Origin of the sequence: Sphingobacterium ginsenosidimutans, assembly GCF_039536865.1 — a bacterium.
GTDB lineage: Bacteria > Bacteroidota > Bacteroidia > Sphingobacteriales > Sphingobacteriaceae > Sphingobacterium > Sphingobacterium detergens.
Map to the genome: position 1 here is coordinate 298,553 of NZ_BAAAZK010000005.1, position 22,421 is coordinate 320,973.

At 39.7% G+C, this 22,421-nt stretch carries 25 protein-coding genes; 10 read left to right on the forward strand and 15 right to left on the reverse strand.

Annotated elements, in window-relative coordinates; genetic code table 11:
- Window positions 1-78: 78 nt before the first annotated feature.
- The 5 genes from ffh (at window position 79) to purE (ending at window position 4,331) form a co-directional block, all read left to right on the forward strand.
- On the forward strand, window positions 79-1,419 hold the full coding sequence (ffh, locus tag ABFX33_RS10220; protein WP_259186461.1) for a signal recognition particle protein: 1,341 nt from the start codon (window positions 79-81) through the stop codon (window positions 1,417-1,419).
- Window positions 1,420-1,545: 126 nt separating this feature from the next.
- Window positions 1,546-2,133, forward strand: a complete 588-nt coding sequence (locus ABFX33_RS10225; protein ID WP_346085909.1) for an NADH-quinone oxidoreductase subunit A — start codon at window positions 1,546-1,548, stop codon at window positions 2,131-2,133.
- A 2-nt stretch (window positions 2,134-2,135) separates the two neighbouring features.
- On the forward strand, window positions 2,136-2,639 hold the full coding sequence (locus ABFX33_RS10230) for an NADH-quinone oxidoreductase subunit B (protein WP_259186463.1): 504 nt from the start codon (window positions 2,136-2,138) through the stop codon (window positions 2,637-2,639).
- Window positions 2,640-2,671: 32 nt separating this feature from the next.
- Window positions 2,672-3,814, forward strand: a complete 1,143-nt coding sequence (locus ABFX33_RS10235) for a 5-(carboxyamino)imidazole ribonucleotide synthase (protein ID WP_346085911.1) — start codon at window positions 2,672-2,674, stop codon at window positions 3,812-3,814.
- A gap of 7 nt (window positions 3,815-3,821) precedes the next feature.
- The gene (gene purE, locus ABFX33_RS10240; protein WP_223583932.1) at window positions 3,822-4,331 is read left to right on the forward strand and encodes a 5-(carboxyamino)imidazole ribonucleotide mutase; all 510 of its coding nucleotides are present in this window, start codon (window positions 3,822-3,824) and stop codon (window positions 4,329-4,331) included.
- Window positions 4,332-4,374: 43 nt separating this feature from the next.
- On the opposite strand, the gene ABFX33_RS10245 is transcribed toward purE, so the two are convergent.
- From ABFX33_RS10245 to bshA, 4 genes are all read right to left on the reverse strand, one after another.
- The gene (locus ABFX33_RS10245) at window positions 4,375-5,358 is read right to left on the reverse strand and encodes a sugar phosphate isomerase/epimerase family protein (RefSeq protein ID WP_346085914.1); all 984 of its coding nucleotides are present in this window, start codon (window positions 5,356-5,358) and stop codon (window positions 4,375-4,377) included.
- A 258-nt stretch (window positions 5,359-5,616) separates the two neighbouring features.
- A complete protein-coding gene (gene frr / locus ABFX33_RS10250; protein WP_346085915.1) occupies window positions 5,617-6,180 on the reverse strand; it encodes a ribosome recycling factor in 564 nt (187 codons plus the stop codon).
- 28 nt (window positions 6,181-6,208) lie between these two features.
- Window positions 6,209-6,913 (reverse strand): UMP kinase, encoded by a 705-nt coding sequence (gene pyrH / locus ABFX33_RS10255; protein WP_075991132.1) that lies wholly within the window; start codon window positions 6,911-6,913, stop codon window positions 6,209-6,211.
- Window positions 6,914-6,987: 74 nt separating this feature from the next.
- Window positions 6,988-8,130, reverse strand: a complete 1,143-nt coding sequence (gene bshA, locus ABFX33_RS10260) for an N-acetyl-alpha-D-glucosaminyl L-malate synthase BshA (protein ID WP_257093889.1) — start codon at window positions 8,128-8,130, stop codon at window positions 6,988-6,990.
- A gap of 208 nt (window positions 8,131-8,338) precedes the next feature.
- Between bshA and ABFX33_RS10265 the strand changes: the two genes are divergently transcribed.
- From ABFX33_RS10265 to ABFX33_RS10285, 5 genes are all read left to right on the forward strand, one after another.
- A complete protein-coding gene (locus tag ABFX33_RS10265; protein WP_346085917.1) occupies window positions 8,339-9,058 on the forward strand; it encodes a DUF1003 domain-containing protein in 720 nt (239 codons plus the stop codon).
- Window positions 9,055-9,459 carry an alternative ribosome rescue aminoacyl-tRNA hydrolase ArfB gene (gene arfB / locus ABFX33_RS10270; protein WP_346085919.1) on the forward strand — a complete coding sequence of 135 codons (405 nt, stop codon included), beginning with the start codon at window positions 9,055-9,057 and terminating at the stop codon, window positions 9,457-9,459. Before ABFX33_RS10265 ends, arfB begins: the two co-directional genes overlap by 4 nt.
- 149 nt (window positions 9,460-9,608) lie before the next feature.
- Window positions 9,609-9,977 carry a BlaI/MecI/CopY family transcriptional regulator gene (locus tag ABFX33_RS10275; RefSeq protein WP_223583938.1) on the forward strand — a complete coding sequence of 123 codons (369 nt, stop codon included), beginning with the start codon at window positions 9,609-9,611 and terminating at the stop codon, window positions 9,975-9,977.
- A 29-nt stretch (window positions 9,978-10,006) separates the two neighbouring features.
- A complete protein-coding gene (locus ABFX33_RS10280) occupies window positions 10,007-12,046 on the forward strand; it encodes an energy transducer TonB (protein WP_346085922.1) in 2,040 nt (679 codons plus the stop codon).
- A 12-nt stretch (window positions 12,047-12,058) separates the two neighbouring features.
- Complete coding sequence (locus ABFX33_RS10285; protein WP_346085923.1) at window positions 12,059-12,952, forward strand: hypothetical protein; 894 nt, start codon at window positions 12,059-12,061, stop codon at window positions 12,950-12,952.
- Between the two features lie 36 nt (window positions 12,953-12,988).
- Here ABFX33_RS10285 and ABFX33_RS10290 read toward each other — a convergent pair whose 3' ends face one another.
- From ABFX33_RS10290 to ABFX33_RS10340, 11 genes are all read right to left on the reverse strand, one after another.
- Window positions 12,989-13,279: a chaperone modulator CbpM gene (locus ABFX33_RS10290; RefSeq protein ID WP_257093872.1), complete on the reverse strand. Its 291-nt coding sequence runs from the start codon at window positions 13,277-13,279 to the stop codon at window positions 12,989-12,991.
- Window positions 13,280-13,283: 4 nt separating this feature from the next.
- Window positions 13,284-14,219 (reverse strand): DnaJ C-terminal domain-containing protein, encoded by a 936-nt coding sequence (locus ABFX33_RS10295; protein WP_346085926.1) that lies wholly within the window; start codon window positions 14,217-14,219, stop codon window positions 13,284-13,286.
- Between the two features lie 127 nt (window positions 14,220-14,346).
- Window positions 14,347-15,921, reverse strand: a complete 1,575-nt coding sequence (locus ABFX33_RS10300; protein ID WP_346085928.1) for a M28 family peptidase — start codon at window positions 15,919-15,921, stop codon at window positions 14,347-14,349.
- Between the two features lie 269 nt (window positions 15,922-16,190).
- Window positions 16,191-16,637: a ribose 5-phosphate isomerase B gene (rpiB, locus tag ABFX33_RS10305; protein WP_282250232.1), complete on the reverse strand. Its 447-nt coding sequence runs from the start codon at window positions 16,635-16,637 to the stop codon at window positions 16,191-16,193.
- 13 nt (window positions 16,638-16,650) lie between these two features.
- On the reverse strand, window positions 16,651-17,511 hold the full coding sequence (gene tatC / locus ABFX33_RS10310) for a twin-arginine translocase subunit TatC (RefSeq protein ID WP_346085930.1): 861 nt from the start codon (window positions 17,509-17,511) through the stop codon (window positions 16,651-16,653).
- A 76-nt stretch (window positions 17,512-17,587) separates the two neighbouring features.
- Window positions 17,588-18,943 carry an acetyl-CoA carboxylase biotin carboxylase subunit gene (gene accC / locus ABFX33_RS10315; RefSeq protein WP_120261594.1) on the reverse strand — a complete coding sequence of 452 codons (1,356 nt, stop codon included), beginning with the start codon at window positions 18,941-18,943 and terminating at the stop codon, window positions 17,588-17,590.
- A 71-nt stretch (window positions 18,944-19,014) separates the two neighbouring features.
- Window positions 19,015-19,494, reverse strand: coding sequence for an acetyl-CoA carboxylase biotin carboxyl carrier protein (gene accB, locus ABFX33_RS10320; protein WP_257093866.1), 480 nt, complete (start codon window positions 19,492-19,494; stop codon window positions 19,015-19,017).
- A gap of 75 nt (window positions 19,495-19,569) precedes the next feature.
- Window positions 19,570-20,559 carry a beta-ketoacyl-ACP synthase III gene (locus ABFX33_RS10325; RefSeq protein WP_120261596.1) on the reverse strand — a complete coding sequence of 330 codons (990 nt, stop codon included), beginning with the start codon at window positions 20,557-20,559 and terminating at the stop codon, window positions 19,570-19,572.
- A 6-nt stretch (window positions 20,560-20,565) separates the two neighbouring features.
- Window positions 20,566-21,504, reverse strand: coding sequence for a phosphate acyltransferase PlsX (gene plsX, locus ABFX33_RS10330; RefSeq protein WP_077437805.1), 939 nt, complete (start codon window positions 21,502-21,504; stop codon window positions 20,566-20,568).
- A 106-nt stretch (window positions 21,505-21,610) separates the two neighbouring features.
- The gene (gene rpmF, locus ABFX33_RS10335; protein ID WP_077437804.1) at window positions 21,611-21,802 is read right to left on the reverse strand and encodes a 50S ribosomal protein L32; all 192 of its coding nucleotides are present in this window, start codon (window positions 21,800-21,802) and stop codon (window positions 21,611-21,613) included.
- A gap of 14 nt (window positions 21,803-21,816) precedes the next feature.
- Entirely contained in the window at window positions 21,817-22,353 is a 537-nt protein-coding gene (locus ABFX33_RS10340; RefSeq protein ID WP_046672268.1) for a YceD family protein, read from the reverse strand.
- Between the last annotated feature and the right edge of the window lie 68 nt (window positions 22,354-22,421).

Sequence of the window (22,421 nt, forward strand, 5' to 3'; positions counted from 1 at the left end):
TTTTTATGGGGTGTTAATGAGGTTACTACAGACAATTTTTTTAACTTTGCTGTTTATATAGAATAAGATTCAGATTTTATGTTTTCAAATCTTCAAGATAAGCTAGATAGGGCCTTTAAAGTATTAAAAGGACAAGGCAGTATTACCGAAATCAACGTTGCTGAAACGATGAAAGAAATTCGCAAAGCATTGTTGGATGCCGATGTGAATTACAAAACTGCTAAAACTTTTACAGATGATGTTAGACAAAAAGCTTTAGGGCAGAATGTATTGACAAGTATTTCTCCGGGTCAATTGTTGACTAAAATCATGAATGATGAGTTGACAGAATTGATGGGTGGGTCTGTCACAGAGTTAGAGATTGGTAAAAATCCTACTGTTATTTTGATTGCAGGTCTGAATGGTGCCGGTAAAACAACTTTTTCTGGTAAGCTGGCATTATTCCTGAAAGATAAAAAGAATAAAAAACCATTGTTGGTCGCAGGTGACGTTTATCGTCCAGCAGCGATTGATCAATTGGAAGTCTTGGCTGAACAAGTTGGTGTTCCTGTTTATGTTGATAGAGCATCAACAGACCCGATTGCTATTGCCAAAGCAGGTGTTGAAGAGGCAAAACGTAATGGTCATAATGTTGTTATCATCGATACTGCTGGTCGTTTGGCCATAGATGAGCCTTTGATGGTGGAGATCACTGCTGTTAAGGAAGCGACAAAACCGGATGAGATCTTATTTGTTGTTGACTCGATGACTGGTCAGGATGCTGTCAACACAGCGAAGACATTCAACGATCGTCTTGATTTTACAGGTGTTGTATTGACCAAATTAGATGGTGATACGCGCGGTGGTGCTGCATTATCCATAAAATCTGTTGTCAATAAACCAATTAAGTTTATTGGTACCGGAGAGAAAATGGATGCACTGGATGTTTTCTACCCAGATCGTATGGCCTCCCGTATTTTGGGTATGGGTGACGTTGTATCGTTGGTAGAGCGTGCACAACAACAGTTTGACGAAAAGCAAGCTGCGGAGCTTCAAAAGAAAATCCGTAAGAATAAATTTGATTTCAATGATTTCAAATCTCAGATCCAACAGATCAAAAAAATGGGTAACATGAAAGATTTGATGGGTATGATTCCTGGCGTAGGAAAAGCAATGAAGGATATTGAAGTCGATGACAATGCATTCAAACCTATCGAAGCCATCATTGATTCGATGACACCTTTTGAACGTGAAAATCCAGATGTAATAGACCAAAAACGTCGTTTGCGTATTGCCAAAGGTTCGGGAACAGACGTTAATGAAGTAAACAAATTGTTGAAGCAATTTGGTGACATGCGTAAAGTGATGAAACAAATGTCTAATCCTGCAATGGCTGCGAAGTTGATGCGTAATATGCCTAAAATGCCTGGAAAAATGTAATTTTAATGTATAGTTATATACGATGGGGCATTGTACGCATACAATGCCCTATTTTTTTAATAAATAATTTGTAATTTCAAGTTCCTCGCTAGAGTAAACGAAATAATTGTTAAATTTGTAAACATTATGGATGACCCCGCGCAATTATCGGAATACGGCAAAATCCTTATCATTCTGCTGATAGGGGCATTGTTAGTCTGTGCGACCATTTTTCTAGCACGTTTAATCTCTCCCAAAAAGAATAATCCCATTAAATCTGGTACTTACGAATGTGGCGAAGATCCTATCGGTTCCTCTTGGATACAATTCAATCCTCGATTTTACGTCATTGCTTTAGTGTTCCTGCTTTTTGATGTTGAGCTCATCTTTATTTTTCCTTGGGCTACCGTATTTGGACAATCGGAATACATTGCCGCGGACGGCAGATGGGGATGGTTTACGATGATTGAAATGGCGATGTTTATCGGTATTTTAATCTTGGGATTGGTTTTTGTCTGGAAAAAAGGAGATCTGGAATGGGTGAAACCCAATGTATCTCTACCTAAGGTTCCTGTAAATATTCCTCAAAGTGCTTATTCAACATTGAACAACAGCAGCTATCAAGTGCGGGAATACAGAGAGCCGGCGGTTGCGGTCGTAGAGGATACTGTTGCGCAAGAAGTGACAGCTGCGCCGAAGATCGCTTTTAAACCTCGATTTAAAAAACCTGAGTAAGCATGAGTTTAGATAGTCAATTGCAAAATAATGGTGTCGTTGTTGCCAAATTGGATGATCTGCTAAACTGGGCAAGACTTTCTTCGATGTGGCCGATGAGTTTTGGGATTGCCTGTTGTGCGATCGAAATGATGGGAGCCATGGCTTCAACTTATGACCTGGATCGGATGGGTGTTTTTCCTAGACCCTCACCGAGACAGTCAGATGTTATTATTATTGCTGGTACAGTCACATTTAAAATGGCTGACCGTATAAAAAAACTATACGAGCAGATGCCCGATCCGAAATATGTGATCTCAATGGGATCCTGTTCCAATTGTGGTGGCCCTTATTGGCAGCATGGTTATCATGTTGTGAAGGGAGTGGATCGGATTATCCCAGTGGATGTGTATGTTCAGGGATGCCCACCTCGTCCAGAAGCACTGATAGGTGCTTTTATTGAACTGCAAAAAAAGATAGATAAAGAAAGCTTATTAGGTGAACAGCTGTTCAGGGAAAAGGCTTAAAAGATAAATTTTATAAGATTTTAGAATCAATTATGGCAAAAGATTTTTATGGCGAACTGCAATTAGGCATTCTTGGTGGTGGTCAACTCGGAAGAATGTTAATCCAGGAAGCCATTAATTACAATGTAAACGTTCATGTACTGGATCCCGATAAGAATGCTCCTTGTCGTAAACTGTGCAATAAATTTGAATGTGGTTCATTGAGCGATTTCGAGACAGTATATAATTTTGGTAAAGACCTGGATTTGATTACTATCGAGATCGAAAAAGTGAATGTGGATGCCTTGGAGAAATTGGAAGAGGAGGGGGTGATCGTTTACCCGCAGTCGCGTATTATTCGCCTGATCCAGGATAAGGGATTACAGAAACAGTTTTTTAAACAAAATGATATCCCGACTTCTGGGTTTCAATTGATATCGACTAAAGATAACTTAACAAATGCTTCGTTGAGTTTACCCTACATTCAAAAACTACGTAGAGATGGGTATGATGGAAAAGGCGTAAAGAAGATCGTTACTGAAGCGGATATCCAGGATGCCTTTGAAGAGCCAAGTTTGATTGAAGAGTGGGTAGATTTTGAAAAAGAAATTGCTGTTATTGTTGCACGTAACGATAGAGGTGATGTCTCCACTTTTCCAATGGTAGAAATGGAATTCAATCCACAAGCCAATTTAGTGGAATTTCTTATCGCGCCATCATTATATGGTGTAGAGATTCAGCAACGTGCGGAAGCAATTGCGAAGAAAATTGCGGATGATTTACAAATCGTCGGTTTGCTTGCAGTGGAAATGTTCCTCACGAAAAACGGTGATATTCTGGTGAATGAAATTGCACCACGTCCGCATAATAGTGGTCATCAAACGATCGAAGGGAATTATGTTTCTCAATTTGCACAACATTTGAGAGCAATATTCAATTTACCATTGGGTGATACAAGATGCCGGACAAACGCTGTCATGATCAATCTACTGGGCGAGGATGGTTATGAGGGCTTAGCAAAATATGATGGAGTAGAAGAGGTGTTGGCGATGGAAGGAGTCTATTTACATCTGTATGGCAAGAAGTATACAAAACCATTCCGCAAGATGGGGCATATCTGTATCATCAATGATGACCGGGATAAAGCCATCTCCAACGCAAGAAAAGTACAAGAAATATTAAAAGTTAAAGCTTAATAATACTATGTCAGTCAATAATAAGGCCCAGGTAGGCATTATCATGGGAAGTAAATCCGATCTTCCTGTTATGCAGGATGCCATCGATGTCCTGAAAGTCCTTGGAGTAGAATTTGAGGTCACAATTGTTTCGGCACACCGTACACCGCAACGTATGTTTGATTATGCAAAAAATGCCGCATTCCGTGGTTTGAAAGTAATTATCGCGGGAGCCGGTGGTGCTGCGCATCTACCGGGAATGGTGGCTTCAATCACACATTTGCCTGTAATCGGAGTACCTGTAAAATCATCTAACTCTATTGATGGGTGGGATTCGGTACTATCCATCTTACAGATGCCTAATGGTATTCCTGTAGCAACAGTTGCGCTAAACGCTGCAAAAAATGCGGGTATATTGGCTGCTCAGATCCTTGGTACACATGATGAGACAATAAGCAAAAATATTATTGATTTTAAAGAAGAATTAGCCCGTAAAGTGATTGAAACTGCGGTCGAAGTAGAGGATACACAATTCTAATAAAATCTTATCAAATAAAAAAGGGAAGCATTGCTTCCCTTTTTTATTTGATAAGATTTGCCTGAACGTAATCGTAGCTTTTTTTAAGACTTTCCATCTTGTTTGGCATATAGATATCATCTTGCTCTACGAAAGCGTATTTTAAGCCAGCTTTGGTCTTTTCTTTGACAATTTCCGGAAAAGAGATGCTTCCAGTACCAACTTCGGTATATCTGATATCCTTAAAGATTTGTTCCACAGGTAACTTACCATCCTTAGGCCATTCGATCGGATTAGATTTTGTACGGTCCATATCCTTCACATGCCATAGTTTAAATCTATTGGGGAATTTTTCAAATATGGAGATGGGGTTTTTCCCGGCTTTCTCGGCCCAGAAAAGATCAAGCTCAAAATCGACAAGATCAGGTTCCGTAAAAGCCAGCATGACATCTTCCCCTGTGGTATTGTTCCCTAAATCCCTAAATTCCCAAAAATGGTTGTGGTAAGCAACCTTTAGCCCCATCTTTTTGGCTTGTTCACCAGCCTTATTGAGCTGTTCGGCAGCATAGAGATAGTCATCTTTTTTAAGCGCATTAATGTCGAACATCGGTGTCACTGGCGCAATCACATATTCCTGTCCGAGCTCTTTTGCCGCATCAAAGTAAACGGATAAATCTTCTTTATCAGTATGTGATTTACTGAGGTATTTAGACATATCATAATGGCCTGAGTGCGTTTTTAGGCCATTGTCATCCAGAATCTTTTTAAGCTCTTTATAGGGTAATTTCCAAAATTGTTTGGCAGTAGAATCTATGCCATAAAGCTCAACATGTTTGTAGCCAATTTTTGCGACCTGCTCCAAAGATCCTTTCGGATCTTTATCCATCAAATCACGTATGGAGTACAGCTGTACGCCTATATTCTGCAAAGGATTGTCACTGACAGCACCCGTTTTGTTTTGACAAGATATCAAGTTGGGCATCAGATAAGCTGCCGAAAGACCTATTCCAGCTTGCTTTAAAAATTGACGGCGAGAATTGTTCATCATATAACTGATTATGTGTTAGTGTACAATGTACAATTATTTTGTTCAAAAATCAATAGCACATACCGGAATATTTTTGCGAAGAGATAACATTCAACTATCAGGGAAATAAGAAAGACATGCGTAAAAAGTGAAAGCAAACCCGCTGAAAATTGCACATTTGCTAAGTGGAGAAGGGAGGATACAAAAGCAGCAATAAAAAAACGAGGATGTCCAATCTTTTGAACATCCTCGTTTTGTGTGTTATTTAAGAATAAGAACTTAAACAGTCATGATATCTTTTTCTTTCAGTTCAGCCAAAGTATCAACTTTTACAATGTATGCATCAGTCAATTTTTGTACTTCCCCTTCGGCGGTTTTGATTTCGTCTTCTGAGGCACCATCATTTTTTAATTTTTTGATGGACTCATTGGTGTCTTTGCGGATGTTACGGATACCAATACGGCCTCTTTCAGTCTCCTCTTTTACTTTTTTCACCAAGTCACGTCTTCTTTCTTCTGTCAAAGGCGGGATATTCAAGCGGATCACAATACCATCATTCTGTGGGTTGACACCAAGATTAGCATCCGTAATTGCTTTTTCAATTGCGTTGATGAGCGATTTTTCCCAAGGTTGGATGACAATAGTCCGAGCATCAGTTGTATTGATGTTAGCTACTTGTGAAAGTGGAGTAGCGCTACCATAATAATCGACTGAAATACCATCTAACATAGATGGAGAAGCTTTACCGGCACGAATTTTTGTTAATTCTGACTCCGTGTGAGCAACTGCTTTGGACATCTTGTCTTTACAATCGTCCAATTCAATTGAAATTAGTTCGTTCATATAAGATTACGTTTTTTACAGATATTAATTATTTTACCACAGTTCCAACATGTTCACCATTGGCAAGTTTCAATAAATTGCCAGGCTTGTTCATGTCAAATACGATGATTGGTAATTTGTTTTCTTGACAAAGGGTAAAGGCAGTCATATCCATTACATTTAATCCTTTCTCGTATACCTCCGTGAATGAGATTTCTTCGAATTTTGTTGCACTAGGATCTTTCTCCGGATCAGCAGTATAGATACCATCTACACGTGTTCCTTTTAGTACAGCATCGGCATTGATTTCAATCGCGCGCAAAGAAGCTGCTGTATCCGTCGTGAAATAGGGGTTTCCTGTACCAGCTCCGAAAATAACAATACGACCTTTTTCCAAGTGGCGTACAGCTCTTCTGCGAATAAATGGTTCACAGATCTGCTCCATCTTGATAGCTGTTAGCAAACGTGTCTTTTTCCCTACTTTTTCAAGAGCATCTTGAAGTGCCATACTGTTGATTACAGTGGCAAGCATTCCCATATAGTCTGCTTGAACACGGTCCATCCCTGATTTTTCAGCACTTAAACCGCGGTAAATGTTACCACCACCGATAACAATTGCAATTTCTAAACCTTGATCGTGAATTTCTTTGATATCATTAGCGTATTGTGATACACGGTTAATATCGATACCATAGCTTTGGTCACCCATTAAGGATTCACCGCTAAGTTTTAATAAGATACGTTTGTATTTCATAATTGTTTTTTTGGAAATTTTCCAAAGGTCAAAGATAAAATTTTTTTTTCAACCCTTAAGGCCAAAAATGATATTTATTGCGCTTTTGTTGTTTGATCAATCACTTCGCGGTAATATTGTTCGTACAAAGGCATGATATTGGACAATTGGAATTTTTTTGCATGATTTAATGCTGCTTCTTTAAATTTCTCCAACCTGTCAGCATCTTCTAAAATATAGATCGCATTCTTGGCCATATCGTCCACATCGCCTACATTGCTCAGGAATCCCGTTACACCGTTTTCATTCAGTTCAGGCAATCCACCTGTATTGGATGAAACAACCGGAACGCGGCAAGCCATTGCCTCTAAGGCCGCCAAACCAAAGCTCTCGGAGCTCGAAGGCATCAAGAAAAGGTCGGAAACGGACAAGATCTCTTCGACAGCATCCTGTTTACCCAAAAAACGAACATCCATACATACATCCAATTCTCTGGATAGTTCCTCCGCATTGCGACGTTCAGGACCATCACCAACCATTAATAGTTTGGAGGGGATGACGTCATGTACTTTCTTAAATATACGGATGACATCTTCCGTATTTTTTACTTTTCTGAAATTGGAGGTATGGACCAAGATCCGCTCATTGCCCGGAGCAATCGCTTTTTTGAAATGGGAGCGGTCCCTATTGCTGAATCTATCAAGATCGATAAAGTTGGTAATGACTTTAATATCTCTGCTGATATCAAAATACCGGAGTGTCTCATCTTTTAGATTTTGTGAAACGGCGGTAACACCGTCTGACTGATTGATCGAGAAGGTGACGACAGGACTAAAGCTTTTATCTTTTCCAACAAGTGTAATATCTGTACCATGAAGTGTGGTTACTACAGGGATATTAATACCATAGGTCGTCAGCAAGATTTGTTTTGCCATGAATGCCGCCGAAGCATGGGGAATGGCATAATGTACATGGATCAGATCCAGCTTTTCAAAACGTACGACATCAACCAATTTGCTGGCCAACGCAGATTCGTAAGGTAAAAAGTCAAAAAGCGGATATTGGGATACTGCAACTTCGTGGTAATAGAGGTTTTCCGAAAAGAAATCTAGGCGTGCAGGTTGTCGGTAGGTAATAAAATGGATCTCATGTCCATTGGCTGCCAAAGCCTTTCCTAATTCCGTTGCCACAACACCACTGCCACCAAACGTGGGATAACAAACAATGCCTATTTTCATCTTTATGAATTGATTTTTAAAGCAGATGACGTATTCAGATTTAATCAGCCTTTATCGGATGGAATAAATCATGATGGTTTCATCTCTAATTTTTGTGTTGCAAATTTCGACTATTTATGCCTAAAATAACAAAAACCAATTGCCATAGTTTTGTGAATTTTTTGATTACTTAAAAAGCATTATCTTTAAGTAGACATTTAAGCGGTATATGGACAATTTTACCAGTGACATCTCGGGGCAACAATTCCCTTTGGAACAACGTATTTTGGGGGCTTCTATTCGACAGCCCATTTTTAAATTAATCCGGAAGGAATATCCGAATTTTGGGAAAGATAAATATATTGCCGCGACAGAACTGACTCGGTTTAAGGAAGCTTATATTACCGAATTTTTGAAAGACGAGTCGGGACAGCTCAGTCAACTGGATCAACAGGTTATACAGAGCTTTAAGGACAACAAGGTCATTAGTGCAAGCATGGATAATGATGGAGCAACAACAGCCTCAGTAGGTGAACGTGTCGCAGACAAAGTCGCTGAATTTGGGGGAAGCTGGACGTTCATTATTTCTTTCGTTGTATTTTTGCTGATCTGGATCGCGGTCAACATGTATTGGTTAAATAATAAAGGTTTTGACCCTTATCCATTTATTTTGCTTAATCTGATCTTGTCCTGTGTGGCTGCGCTGCAGGCCCCGGTGATTATGATGAGCCAAAATAGGCAAGAAGCCAAGGATCGCGAGCGGGCGCGGAATGATTATTTGGTTAATCTGAAGGCCGAGCTTGAAATCCGGGAACTACATGAGAAAATCGACCACCTCATTATTAGAAAAGAACAGGAACTCGTTGATGTGCAGCGTGACCAGGTAGAAAAATTGGGTTTCCTGTTGCAGAAAATGGAAAAAATAGAAGAAGCGTTTAAAAACAAATGAATATAACAGGATTAATAGGAGAGCTGACTTTTAAATTTTCAAGGTCGGGAGGAGCAGGGGGACAACATGTCAACAAGGTATCCTCCAAAGTTACCCTGCAATGGAGTGTGGAGCAGTCCGCAATTTTCTCAGCTGAAGAAAAGGCTCTGGTGACTGAGAAGCTTTCGAATCGTATCAATAAAGAGGGAATATTACAATTGGAATCAGATACGGACCGCTCACAGGTGCGAAACAAAGAAATAGCCATTGATCGTTTCCTTAATCTACTGAAGGAAGCCCTCGTACCTACTAAACCGAGAAAGAAAACCAAAATTCCTTATTCCAGCGTGCTGAAAAGATTAGATCGGAAGAAACAACAATCCCAATTGAAAGCTTCACGTAGACGAAGTTTTGAGGATTAATTTGTTATAAAAAAGTATTCGGTTGAATTTTATTGTTTTAATAATCAGTGCCTTGTGTATATAACTAAAGAAATAGTTGTAAAACTATTTCTTTAGTTATATACTTGTATTGTAATCGATTACAACAGTACTGTTAATAATAAGGAGTTATGGAAGATTTTAAAGAATTGACTAAAGCAGAAGAACAGATCATGCAGGAGCTTTGGGAAATGGGACGTGGTTTTGTCAAAGATATCATTGACCGACTGCCTGAACCGAAGCCTGCTTATAATACAGTTTCAACGATAGTGCGTATTCTCGAAACCAAGGGTTTTGTGTCGCATGAGTCTTTTGGTAAAAGCCATCAGTATTTACCGAAGATCTCAAAAGAGGAATATAAAAAAGGAATCACTGGTAAGTTGTTGAATAATTATTTTGATAATTCTCCCAAAAGTATGCTTTCTTATTTTCTGGAAGAGAATAAATTGGATGTTAAAGAATTAAACGATATTCTTTCGATCATCCAACGGAATAAATAACAACAACTACCTCTTATAAACTTTTGATTATGATTTACTTATTGATTGTCAATGTTTCATTGATTATCAGCTTTGCGCTCTATAGGCTGATTTTTCGAAAACTTACCTTCTTTCAATGGAATCGCGTCTATTTGATCGGGATGATATTTTTCTCGCTCTTGGCACCAATAGGGATTTTTATTGAATTACCGAAAACCGAGTTAATAGCGTATTCCATACCTATGGTGGATTTGAGTGGCTATATGGAGATCGCCATCAATAGCCCCAAAGAGCAACCAATTTACTTGATAGACATCCTGACTTATGTGTATTGGGCGGGTGTTGCAGTTGCTTGCATGTCGTTGCTATTTAGGTTGATAAAGCTGGTTCGTGCATTACGGGATGAACATGATTATTTAAGTTTCTCATTTTTCAATAAAATCATCATTGGGGAGTCCATTAAAGACAGTGGTAGTATCGAATCACATGAGCGTGTTCATGTCGATCAGGGGCATTCCTACGATTTGCTTTTGATGGAGCTGTTGAAAATTTTCAACTGGTTTAATCCGATTTTATATTTCTTTCAAAAGGAGTTAAAGTTCCAGCATGAATGTATTGCCGACGAAATCTGTTCCACGGATAAGGTGGCCTACGCCGAAATGCTGGTCGCTCATGCCCTGCAGGTGGATCATCTGCCACTGACGCATGAGTTTTCTAATCATTCGTTTTTAAAGAAAAGAATTATGATGTTATTTAAGAATAAGTCAGCGCGCAAAAAGCGTTTGTTATATGCCGCAGTATTACCGATGCTACTGGTTGTAGCAGGGTCTACACTGGTATTCAATACCACGCGTGCAAAGGATATCGTCTCAGATGTAGAAAGTTCGATCAATCAGGTGGAAGTCGCGGGATCAAAAGAAGCCGTTAAAAGTTTTGAAAAGTTAATGGAGGGAAGTGAAGCCGTTGAACCAAAATTGAAGGCTACTGCTGAGCCTATTCAACCTGGTATTGAAGGCGGCTTCGCACTAAATGGTGAGGGAGAAGGATTGATTCAGCAAGATACGACAAATCTTAGGAAAGGCGCTATTTTTACTGAGGTTGAAGTTATTCCCGAACCAGTTGGCGGAATGCGTAAATTTATGACCTGGGTTTCCGACAATTATGATTACCCAAAAGCCGCAATGGAAAATGCAGTGAATGGTGTGATGGAGATTTCATTCGTCGTGGAGCGGGATGGAAGCTTAACGGATTTCAAAATCACAAAGGATCTGGGCTATGGTACCGGGGAGGCTGCATTGAAGCTATTGAGAAGTGCTGAGAAATGGAGTCCTGGAATGCAAAATGGTAGAAACGTTCGTGTTGCTTATACTTTACCTATCCGTTTAAACTTGAGTCAGGGAGAAGATAAGCCAAACAAATCTGGCAAGGTATGGGCTGAACCAAAACTTGGTTATGAAGGATTGAGAACTTGGTTTGCCAAAAATTTTAAAATGCCAAGAGCAATATCCAATAAAGATATTGATCCGATCATTGAAAGTGTTTTCACCATTAATCTTGATGGTACTATAAAGTCTTTAATTGTTAATACGGATCTTGGCAAAGAGTTTAGAGATCAAGCAACAAAATTATTGTCGCAATCTAAATGGAATCCGGTTTTGGAAAAAGGTGTTCCCGTCGAGTCAAAGGCAGCTTTTTATTTCAAATTTAAACCTGGTGGTGAATATGTGAAAAATTATAGCCGGGTGGATGTCACTTCAGAACCTATAGGAGGGATGACTGCATTGCGTGATTATGTCATGAAGAATTTTAATCCAAATTCGACAGGTGAAGACGGGAACGTCGTTGTGCAGTTTGTCGTCGAAAAAAATGGACAACTGAATAATTTTAAAGTAATCAGTACTCCTAGTACGAAGGCAGGTGATGAGCTTGTTCGATTGTTGCGATTTGGAACAAAGTGGAAACCTGGTATTCTTGACGGTAGTCCAATTAAAAATCAATATGAACTGACGTTAAGGCTAATGAAGATGAATGCAGATCTTTATAATGTTTATCGTTGGGAAGGGGTAAAGGTGCAAAAGATTAAATCGTAGGAGATCGATCGGATGTTTAGAAAGAAGAGTACCTTATTCTTGTTTATCGCCATTTCGCTAATCTTTACACTTGTATCCTGCAAATCCTATCAGGTAGCGCCTAATGGTTATACAGTGGAGGGCGATGAATATTTCATCAATGTGGATAAAAATCTTGCAGTATTTTTAGGAGATGATATTTTAAAAGAGGAAAACTGGGGTGCAAATACCGGACCCATCAATGTGAGTACAGTCAAGGCAGAATACACAAAAGTGCTTAAGCATCTAAATTACCAGGATACAGCTTACAAGGTATTGTTTACGGGAAGCCTGAAAGGGAATTACAATTATGATATGCTTGCTGTGATAAACAATTATCCGAATATTAAAGGCCAGAAAAGTCATTTGCTCGACTTGACTACATTCCAGCGTGAGGAAAACAAGGAAGGGCGCTATTTTTATAGCGTAGGTGAATTTAAGGGGAAGAAGCTACTGCACTTTGTTATTCCGTTCAATGACCGGCTTTGGCAAGAGAAGATGGTTAGTATGATCTTTCTGCTTCCGCCTGATTTCAATGATATTGTCTGGGCGAAGAATATTGTGCAATCCAATGTAGCGATGTACCGGGATCGCTATGTTTTTACGCCGAGCAGGACGGAGATACAATGCGCCGATGATGGAAGCCGTTCGCACCTGGACTATAAGATTCCTGACGAGAAGATTAACAAAACTGGCTATATGCTGATGAAAGCATACGGGAAGGTCCAAGGGAAGCGCACATTGGTAGTCTATCGACTAATGAAACCAAAAGATTTTTTTGGATCCTTTGTCGTTTGCAAAGGAGACTATGAAATTCACTATACAACACTGCAAGATAAAATCGTCTGGCAGACCAAAATCAATACAGAGAAGGATGTTGTATTCTAGTTATGCTATTTTATGGATTGGTATAAAATCCTTGGATTAATAGTCCAAGGATTTTAATTTATTTTTGAGCTGTAGAATTTCATGTTGAAGTTGCTCAACCTTATCCAAGAGGTGATTGGCCACTTGAATTCCCTGTGGGTTTACTTCCAAGTCGTAATAAAGGTTTGAGAAACGTTCCAGTTTCTTGAGTTCATCTTCATCAATAAATTGTTCTTCCTGTTGTATGATAATGTGAATAAGGCCATATTCCTCCATCGTCTGTAGAAAAGTTGTTTCAACTTTTCTGGATTGGCAGAAGTCAATAACTTTTATGAGTGTCGTTTCCATGAGATTATTGTTTTAAATCCTTCAATTGCTGAAACAATGCTTTTTCCTCGTCGGAAAGATTGCTGGGCATTTTGATATTAAGGCTGACATAAAGGTCTCCGAATTCACCTTCTTTCCGGTAGAGCGGGAAACCCTTACCCTTGAGCCGCATTTTTGCACCGTTTTGACTTTCAGGTTTTATCTTTAATTTGATCTTACCTCCAAAGGTATCGAGTGTCGCCTCGCCCCCTAAAATAGCGGTATAGAGATCGACATCCAAGGAGGTATACAGGTCATTTCCCTGTCGTTTGAAGGTTGCATCGGGAGTGATATTGATTGTAATATACAAATCGCCCTTAGGGCCTCCGTTGATCCCTTCACTACCGTAACCTTTTAATTTGATTTTCTGTCCATCCTCTACACCCGCATGGATTGTAATACGAATGCTTTTACCATTGATATTAAAGGTTTGTTGATGGGTTGTATAAGCCTGTTGGAGGCTTAAACTCAATTCGGCATTAAAGTCCTGCCCGCGAAAAGTACTTTGCCTGCCACCGCCACGTCGACTTCCAAACATCTGTTCGAAAAAATCTGAGAATTGGCCGTCATCAAAATTTCCGGTATATTCTTGCGAACCGCCACTACCAGCAAATGGATTTCCTCCAGAACCGAACGGATTGCCACCACCAGATTGGGATTGTCTGTATTGTTGCTGCGCTTTTTCATATTCCTCCCCATGCTGCCAATGTTCACCATATTGGTCGTATTTTTTGCGTTTCTCGGGATCGGACAATACCTCATTTGCTTCATTAATCTCCTGGAACCGCTGTTTAGCCTCATTATCATTCGGGTTTACATCAGGATGGTATTTACGCGCTAATTTGCGATATGCTTTTTTGATATCATCAGCCGAGGCTGTTTTATCAATGCCAAGCACTTTATAGTAATCTACAAAAGCCATATATCTTTGCTGTGTTATAATAAATATAACAAATTTATAGGGGCTTTGTTCTTTATTTTGATCAAAAACAAAAAGTTCCAGGTATCCAATACCCAGGACTTTTTGCCTTTATTGAAAAGCAATGCACTTATTCTTTATTAGTGTCTATTGCCAAGCGGTTTTCTCTATTGGCGATCTGCCATGCCGTGAAAAAGACCAACTTCTCCCGTTTGACCATTAATGGGAAATCAATTCTGTCATAGGTGTCCGCCGGTGTATGATAGTCTGGATGGAGACCCGAAAAATAGAAGATGGATGGTATGCCTTTCTTTGCAAAGTTATAATGGTCTGAGCGGTAATACAGACGCATTGGATCCTTTGGATTATCATACATATAATCTATTTCCAGTTTGGTGTTTTTTTCATTTTCATCTTTATTGATCTGATAAAGTTCAGAACTCAGTTTGTCTGAACCGATCGCATGGATATAGTCATGATTCCCTTTGAGGTGCTTATCATCTACACGGCCAATCATATCGATGTTGATACAGGCAACAGTATTTGCAAGTGGGAAAACAGGGTTTTCAGTATAGAATTTAGAACCTAGTAGGCCTTTTTCTTCAGCGGCGTAGGCTATAAAAAGGATACTGCGTCTTGGGCCATTACCAGCTGCTTTTGCGCGGGAAAAACTGCGGGCAAGTTCCAGTACGGCCGTTGTTCCGGAGGCGTTGTCATCAGCACCAAAGAAGATGTTTCCTTTGGAATCTTTGCCATCGTGATCGTAATGTCCACCAATGACAACTATTTCATCTTTTTTGTCGGTTCCCTCCAGGTATCCCAGGATATTCGGGTCAGCTAAAGGTTTTGCATTTGTACCGAAGTCGGCCTTGAGATTGGTGTTAATCACAAAAGAATTTGCTTGTCCAGAGCGATTGATTTTGCCGACAACAGCGGCGAGATTTGTACGTGCAAGATTAAAGATATAATTCGCAGCATGATCCGTTATGTTGACGACTGGGATCATGGGTGACTTTTCGGGTGCGGGCTGATCTATAGCCAGGTTATAACGTCCTTCGGTCGCGCGGTCTCCTGCTTCTTCAAGCAATTGGGATAGCTGGCTGTTGACAGCCAACACCAGCTTTGGCTTCTTCTTGAGAATTTCCTTGATTTTCTTATTCCTGCTTGTGGACCAGTCAGATGGAGCCTTTTTCCCGGTGATCCATGAATTTCCCTTATCATCCGTAGGTTCACTTTCGTTCAATAACAGGACAACTTTATTGGTCAGGTCTAAGCCCGTGATATCGGAATACTTTGGATCATCAATTCCATAGCCAATGAATATTATTTCATTGCTTTCAAAGAGTTTCTCCTCATTGTTACCAATGACAAAGATATCCTTCCCATTTTGAAAAGGCCGGTCATTGATCGTAAATTGCTTGACCTTAAAACTATTATGAATAAGCTGTAGGGGCTGGAAATATGATCCATTTACGGGCGCTGAAAGTCCGTATTTTTTGAACTCATTTGCGATATAGTCCGCAGCCAATTGACCACCTTTCTGTCCTGTTCCTCTTCCTTCAAAGTCCACCGAAGCAAGGGTTCGTAGATGTTTTTGTGTCGATTCTACAGTGATTTCATTCGCATATTTGGTACTGACATCCTGTGCCTGAGCACAACTCACCACAGAAAACGCGACCCAAATCAGGTTATGTATTTTATTCATTTAGTATTGAGAATTTAGTATTACGTATTGAGATCCGGGTGCTGAAAGCTTAGGTTCTACGTTGTACGCAATACACTTTTTATTGTTAAAAATAGTATATATAGGATGATCGCTTGTTAACTATTAACAACAGTGTGTTATTATGTCCATAACAATATGAAGTGATAGCATGCCAATTTTGATCACCTTAAATCATACACAATATAACTAAAAAAGCGGATGAAAAGTATATACTACCCTTCATCCGCTTCTTAAAATATGTTAATTTACTAACAGCTGCAAGCTATTTTATTGACACGGTTGGCATGACGTCCACCTTCAAATTCGGTTGTCATAAAAGTTGATACGATCTTTTTAGCGAGATCAAGATCGATAAAACGGGCTGGGACACACACCACATTGGCATCATTATGTTGACGTGCCAATGCCGAAATTTCCTCCAACCAACAGATTGCGGCACGGATATTTTGATGTTTATTGGCTGTGATCGCAACACCATTGGCACTGCCACAGATCAAAACACCAGCATCAGCCTCTTTGTTCTCTACCGCCGATGCGACCGGATGTGCAAAATCTGGGTAATCGACTGAATCTGGGGAGTTTGTTCCAAAGTCGGTTACTTCATAACCCAATTCATTTAAAAAGCTAACCAATGCTGTTTTGTATTCAAAACCTGCATGGTCACTTCCAATCGCAATTTTCTTTACACTGCTCATTTCTATTGTTATTTTATTTTTCTTGTGCTAATTTTTTTCTTTTGACATCCGCGGAGACCATGATACTTACTTCATACAATAAGAACATTGGTGCAGCAACAGTCAACATGGTGATGATATCAGCAGAAGGCGTAATTACTGCTGCTATGACTAAAATGATTACTGTTGCATAACGACGGCTGGCACGCATAAATTCAGGCGTCATAATACCTATTTTAGACAGAATAAATACCATGATCGGCAGTAGGAATACGATTCCACAGCCTAATGTCAATGTGGCAATGGTAGACAGGTAGTTGTCTATTGTAATCTGGTTGACGATTTCATCACTTAAGGATACATTCGCTAGGAAATTGATGGATAAGGGTACAACAATATAATATCCGAAAAGTGCACCTAAAATAAACAATACAGAAGAGTAAAATACAAATCCACGTGCGGAACGTCTTTCCACATCTGTCAAGGCTGGTTTTACAAACAACCAAATTTCGAAAAGAAGATAGGGGAAACCCATCATCAAAGCCATCAACAAGCAGGAGTTGATCTGGAGCATAAATTGTCCGGCCAATTCCGTATTGATAATATTAAAAGGTATTTTCTTGACACAGAAGTCGGCTAAATTAAATACATCCGCCGCTTTACACATCATGCGGTAGGTCCAAAAATCCAGATTTTTTGGTCCCATGATAATATCTTTAAAGACGAAATCGTAGAATGTGAAAGCGATACCTGCAAAGATACAGATTGCAATAGCTGAACGGACCAAATGCCATCTTAAGACCTCAAGATGGTCAAAGAAGGACATCTCTGCTTCTATATTCTTCCCCTTATTTTTGATAGCTTGTATTAGATCTTTCGAATTTGGTGTACTCATAAAAATTGTTTGGAAACAAAAATACCATTCTTATTGTAAAGAATGGTATTTTTTATGTATGTAAAGATAATTTTATTTAATCTTCTACAGGATATTCAGTTAGGTCAAATGTTTCCATGAACTTTGTTGTGAAATTGCCTGCTCTAAAGTTAGGGTCACGCATTAATCTCAAGTGCAAAGGAATGGTTGTTTTGATGCCTTCAATCACAAATTCGCTCAATGCACGCTCCATGGTACAGATCGCCTCTTCACGCGTTTGTGCAACAGTGATCAACTTCGCGATCATGGAATCATAATTAGGAGGAATCGTATAGCCTGAATATACGTGTGTATCTACACGTACACCATGTCCACCTGGTGAGTGGAAGTTGGTGATTTTTCCCGGTGAAGGGCGGAAATTGTTGAACGGATCTTCCGCATTGATACGACATTCGATCGCGTGCATTTCCGGTTCATAATTTTTTCCGGAGATTGGAATACCTGCTGCAACCTTGATCTGCTCTTTGATCAGATCGAAGTTGATCACTTCTTCAGTTACAGGATGCTCCACCTGAATACGCGTATTCATTTCCATAAAGTAGAAGTTGCGGTGTTTGTCAACTAAAAATTCGATTGTACCGGCACCTTCATAGTTTACAGCTTTTGCACCTTTCACAGCAGCTTCACCCATTTCAGCTCTTAATTCAGGCGTCATAAATGGAGAAGGAGATTCTTCGATCAATTTTTGGTGACGACGTTGGATCGAGCAGTCACGTTCTGACAAGTGACAAACTGTACCAAACTGATCACCTACAATCTGGAATTCAATGTGACGGGGTTCCTCAACGTATTTTTCAAGGTAGATACCATCATTACCAAATGCAGCAGCAGATTCGACACGGGCAGAATCCCAAGCTGGTTCAAACTCTTCGTCTTTCCAGATGATGCGCATACCACGACCACCACCACCGGCGGTAGCTTTGATAATAACAGGGTAACCTATTTCATTGGCTAGCGTGATCCCTTCTTTTACGTTTGAGATCAAACCATCTGATCCGGGTACAGTAGGTACACCGGCTTTTTTCATGGTATCCTTCGCACGGGACTTATCGCCCATTTTTTCGATCTGTTCAGCAGTAGCACCAATAAATTTGATACCATACTCTGCACAAATTGCCGAAAAACGTGCGTTCTCAGATAAGAAACCATATCCTGGGTGAATAGCATCTGCATTTGTCAATTCAGCCGCAGAAATAATATTCGGAATGTTTAAGTAAGAATCTTTACTCGGTGGAGGGCCAATACAAACCGCTTCATCAGCAAAACGTACGTGTAAGCTGTCTCTATCTGCGGTCGAATATACTGCAACACTTTTGATACCCATCTCACGGCAGGTACGGATAATGCGCAGGGCAATTTCTCCTCTATTTGCAATTAATATTTTTTTAAACATTGTCTTGAATTATGAAGTTTACAAAAATGTAGCCCTTTGGAGGCTACATAGTATTCATTTACGTTTGTAAATTACTTAGGCTCAACTAAGAATAATGGTTGGTCATACTCAACAGGTTGAGCATCCTCTACCAAAATCTTAACGATTTTACCAGAAACTTCAGATTCGATTTCGTTGAACAATTTCATCGCTTCAACAATACACAATACATTACCTGTATTGATATCATCACCAATATTAACGAAAGATGGTTTGCCAGGTCCAGCTGAACGATAGAATGTACCGATCATTGGTGATTTAACAGTAATCAAGTTTGCGTCAGCACTAGCAGCCGGTGCTGCAGGGGTAGCTACCGGAGCTGGAGCTGCTGCTTGAGCAACAGGAGCAGCAGCAATTGGTGCTACAGCTGGAACAGAAGCTGTTACGTACGTAGGCTCTTGATTTGTCTTTATTGTAATTTTAAAATCTTGCTCTTCAATCGAGACTTCATTCACACCTGATTTTGAAACGAATTTAATCAAGTCTTGAATTTGTTTGATATCCATACCCATAGTATTCTAGGTTTTGTTTGTTTCTTAAAAAATTCTAACTGTCAAAAGTAATAAATTATACCATAAAATGGACAATTAATACGCCCATTTTAAATAGATGGATCCCCAGGTGAAACCACCACCGAAAGCAGCAAGGATCAGGTTATCTCCTTTTTTCAATTGAGATTCCCATTCCCATAAGCATAAAGGAATTGTTCCACTGGTTGTATTTCCATATTTTTGGATGTTTACCATCACTTTTTCTTCCGGAAGACCTACACGTTCTGCTGTTGCATCGATGATACGTTTGTTGGCCTGATGCGGTACCAACCAAGCGATGTCCTCTGACTTCAAATTGTTTTTCACCATGACATCATGAGCAACATCAGCCATATTGGTCACTGCAAATTTGAATACTGTACGGCCTTCTTGGTACGCATAATGTAATCCTGCATCGACCGTAGCATGGGAGGCAGGGTTTAATGAACCACCACCTTTAATATTTAGGAATTGGCCACCAGAACCATCTGTCTTCAAAATCGCATCTTGTATACCCAATCCTTCTTCATTTGGCTCTAATAACACACAGCCACAACCATCTCCAAAAAGGATACAGGTATTACGGTCTTGATAATTGATTACCGATGACATTTTATCAGCACCGATGACAAGCACTTTTTTGTGCGTGCCTGCTTTGATAAACTGTGTTCCGGTATTCAGTCCAAACAAGAAGCCCGAACAAGCAGCCTGTAGATCAAAGCCCCATGCATTTGTCGCACCGATTTTATCGGCTAAAATATTTGCCGTAGCGGGAAACAGCATATCAGGTGTACTTGTACAAAAGATAATTAAATCGATATCCGTCGCTTCTATTCCTCTCTTTTTCAACAAACCCTGAACGGCAGGTACAGCAAGATCTGATGTAGCAAGCCCTTCGCCCTTTAAGATGCGTCTTTCTTTGATTCCTGTTCGTGATACAATCCACTCGTCGTTGGTATCGACCATTGTTTCCAACTCTTTGTTGGTGAGGATGTAATCCGGAACGTAACCATTTACAGCCGTAATCGCGGCATGAATCTTTGACATAAATACTTAATTGAAAATAGATCTGATACTGTCAATGAATTTAGACTCGATCATATCTCTTGAAAATAAAACCATATTTTTAATGGCCTCAGGTGTTGAAATACCATGACCAATAATAACAGGAGCGTTAACTCCTAAGATTGGACTACCGCCGTACTGCTCGTAGTTGAATCGGTCGAAGAAATCATCTTTAAAACCTTTTTTCAGGGTCACTACATAAAATGATTCTGCAAGTTTCAAGACCACATTGCCCGTAAATCCATCGCAGACGTATACGTCGGCATGATCACTGAACAGGTCGCGGCCTTCTGCATTTCCGATAAAGTTAATCTTGTCGTTGGCTTTAAGTAGGGGGTAGGTAGAGGTTGTCAGGATGTTTCCTTTTTCTTCTTCTTCTCCGATGTTCAACAATCCTACTTTAGGGTTGGATACATTGAATACATGCTCGGCAAAGAGGCTGCCCAACATTGCAAATTGATTCAGCATCTCTGGTTTACAGTCTGCGTTTGCACCGACATCCAGTAAGATTCCGAATCCTGATTTCAATTTTGGAACAATTGATGCTATGGCTGGGCGTAATACGCCTGGGATAGCTTTCACGCTGAACATCGATCCCACGAGCATGGCTCCGGTGTTACCGGCGGATGCGAATGAGTCGATTTCTTTGTTTTTTAAATATTCAAATCCCTTCGCAATACTTGAGTTGGGTTTTTGAGTTATTGCTTTGGTTGGATGTTCACCCATCGCAATGACTTCTGGAGCTTCCACATATTCAAAGTCAGATGAATTTCCTCCGGCTTGATCGATTAATTGTTTAGTCTCTTCAGTTTTACCAAAAAGGACTATCTTTTGGTCTCCAGTAAGCTGTTTTTGTGCTTCAATCGCACCTGTTATCGTTGCTTTAGGAGCATAATCTCCTCCTAAAATATCTAAACCAATCTTCATCCGTTATTATTTAGTAAATCAATAATACGCAAAAAACATCCCAAAATAAAGCAAATTTCTAAAATATTGCTTGTTTGGGATGTTTTGGTGTTATGAAAGGTTTACCTTAGACAACAGCTGTATTTTCAATGATCAATTTACCGTTGTAGTACAAGTTTCCGTCTACTTTGTAAGCACGGTGAGGTAAATGAACTGCGCCAGTTTCTTTACATACTGTCAAGCTAGGAGCTTCAGCTTTATAATGTGTTCTTCTTTTGTCTCTTCTTGATTTAGAAGTTTTACGTTTTGGATGTGCCATCTCGTATTTTTGTTTTAGTTATTTTTAATATTTCTCAATGCTTCCCAACGTGGGTCGATAATTTCTTCTTCTTTTTGCTCTTCTGAATCCGGCTCGCTTGTAAATAAAGCCAACATTTCAGGATCGCATTGTATGCCTTGTCCCTGCTCTTCACATTTCACGATATAGGGAACCGCCAAATTGATGTATTCGTACAACAGTTCAGCTATATCCAACTCATGGTCGCTTTTTGATAAGATCAACACCTCTTCGGTATTGTCTGTCCAATCTTCATCCGTGAATTTGACCAATATCCGTTCTTGAATTGAAATCGGCGACATAAACTCTTTCAAGCAGGTATCACAAGTCAATTGAATCTCGCCTTGGATATCAAAATGCAAAATCAACAGGTTCTCCTGTTTTTGCAACTCAACTTCTGCTTTCAGATTGCCATCTTTTACAATCGAATGTTCGTAGCAGTCAAAGAACTTTTTATTAATGTCAAATTCAAAATTGTGCTTTCCAGCGTTGAGTCCCGAAAAGGGAATTCTGTATTGTTTTAGATGTTTCACAATCTTGCATTTGAGCCTGCAAAGGTATGTATAAAATCATTAGGATCGAAATATTTTTTTAAATATTC

What these genes read in the sequence shown, in the direction of transcription:
- rpiB (WP_282250232.1), bottom strand. Translation starts at nt 16,637, where the DNA reads ATGAGCAGTGTAAAGAAAATTGCGATTGGAAGTGACCATGCAGGTTTT.
- ABFX33_RS10235 (WP_346085911.1), top strand. Translation starts at nt 2,672, where the DNA reads ATGGCAAAAGATTTTTATGGCGAACTGCAATTAGGCATTCTTGGTGGT.
- accB (WP_257093866.1), bottom strand. Translation starts at nt 19,494, where the DNA reads ATGGGTATGGATATCAAACAAATTCAAGACTTGATTAAATTCGTTTCA.
- ABFX33_RS10245 (WP_346085914.1), bottom strand. Translation starts at nt 5,358, where the DNA reads ATGATGAACAATTCTCGCCGTCAATTTTTAAAGCAAGCTGGAATAGGT.
- ABFX33_RS10300 (WP_346085928.1), bottom strand. Translation starts at nt 15,921, where the DNA reads ATGAATAAAATACATAACCTGATTTGGGTCGCGTTTTCTGTGGTGAGT.
- frr (WP_346085915.1), bottom strand. Translation starts at nt 6,180, where the DNA reads ATGAACGAACTAATTTCAATTGAATTGGACGATTGTAAAGACAAGATG.
- ABFX33_RS10280 (WP_346085922.1), top strand. Translation starts at nt 10,007, where the DNA reads ATGATTTACTTATTGATTGTCAATGTTTCATTGATTATCAGCTTTGCG.
- plsX (WP_077437805.1), bottom strand. Translation starts at nt 21,504, where the DNA reads ATGAAGATTGGTTTAGATATTTTAGGAGGAGATTATGCTCCTAAAGCA.
- ffh (WP_259186461.1), top strand. Translation starts at nt 79, where the DNA reads ATGTTTTCAAATCTTCAAGATAAGCTAGATAGGGCCTTTAAAGTATTA.
- ABFX33_RS10230 (WP_259186463.1), top strand. Translation starts at nt 2,136, where the DNA reads ATGAGTTTAGATAGTCAATTGCAAAATAATGGTGTCGTTGTTGCCAAA.
- ABFX33_RS10285 (WP_346085923.1), top strand. Translation starts at nt 12,059, where the DNA reads ATGTTTAGAAAGAAGAGTACCTTATTCTTGTTTATCGCCATTTCGCTA.
- ABFX33_RS10275 (WP_223583938.1), top strand. Translation starts at nt 9,609, where the DNA reads ATGGAAGATTTTAAAGAATTGACTAAAGCAGAAGAACAGATCATGCAG.
- ABFX33_RS10225 (WP_346085909.1), top strand. Translation starts at nt 1,546, where the DNA reads ATGGATGACCCCGCGCAATTATCGGAATACGGCAAAATCCTTATCATT.
- pyrH (WP_075991132.1), bottom strand. Translation starts at nt 6,913, where the DNA reads ATGAAATACAAACGTATCTTATTAAAACTTAGCGGTGAATCCTTAATG.
- accC (WP_120261594.1), bottom strand. Translation starts at nt 18,943, where the DNA reads ATGTTTAAAAAAATATTAATTGCAAATAGAGGAGAAATTGCCCTGCGC.
- tatC (WP_346085930.1), bottom strand. Translation starts at nt 17,511, where the DNA reads ATGAGTACACCAAATTCGAAAGATCTAATACAAGCTATCAAAAATAAG.
- ABFX33_RS10295 (WP_346085926.1), bottom strand. Translation starts at nt 14,219, where the DNA reads ATGGCTTTTGTAGATTACTATAAAGTGCTTGGCATTGATAAAACAGCC.
- ABFX33_RS10290 (WP_257093872.1), bottom strand. Translation starts at nt 13,279, where the DNA reads ATGGAAACGACACTCATAAAAGTTATTGACTTCTGCCAATCCAGAAAA.
- ABFX33_RS10265 (WP_346085917.1), top strand. Translation starts at nt 8,339, where the DNA reads ATGGACAATTTTACCAGTGACATCTCGGGGCAACAATTCCCTTTGGAA.
- arfB (WP_346085919.1), top strand. Translation starts at nt 9,055, where the DNA reads ATGAATATAACAGGATTAATAGGAGAGCTGACTTTTAAATTTTCAAGG.
- ABFX33_RS10325 (WP_120261596.1), bottom strand. Translation starts at nt 20,559, where the DNA reads ATGTCAAAGATTCATGCCGCGATTACGGCTGTAAATGGTTACGTTCCG.
- purE (WP_223583932.1), top strand. Translation starts at nt 3,822, where the DNA reads ATGTCAGTCAATAATAAGGCCCAGGTAGGCATTATCATGGGAAGTAAA.
- bshA (WP_257093889.1), bottom strand. Translation starts at nt 8,130, where the DNA reads ATGAAAATAGGCATTGTTTGTTATCCCACGTTTGGTGGCAGTGGTGTT.
- rpmF (WP_077437804.1), bottom strand. Translation starts at nt 21,802, where the DNA reads ATGGCACATCCAAAACGTAAAACTTCTAAATCAAGAAGAGACAAAAGA.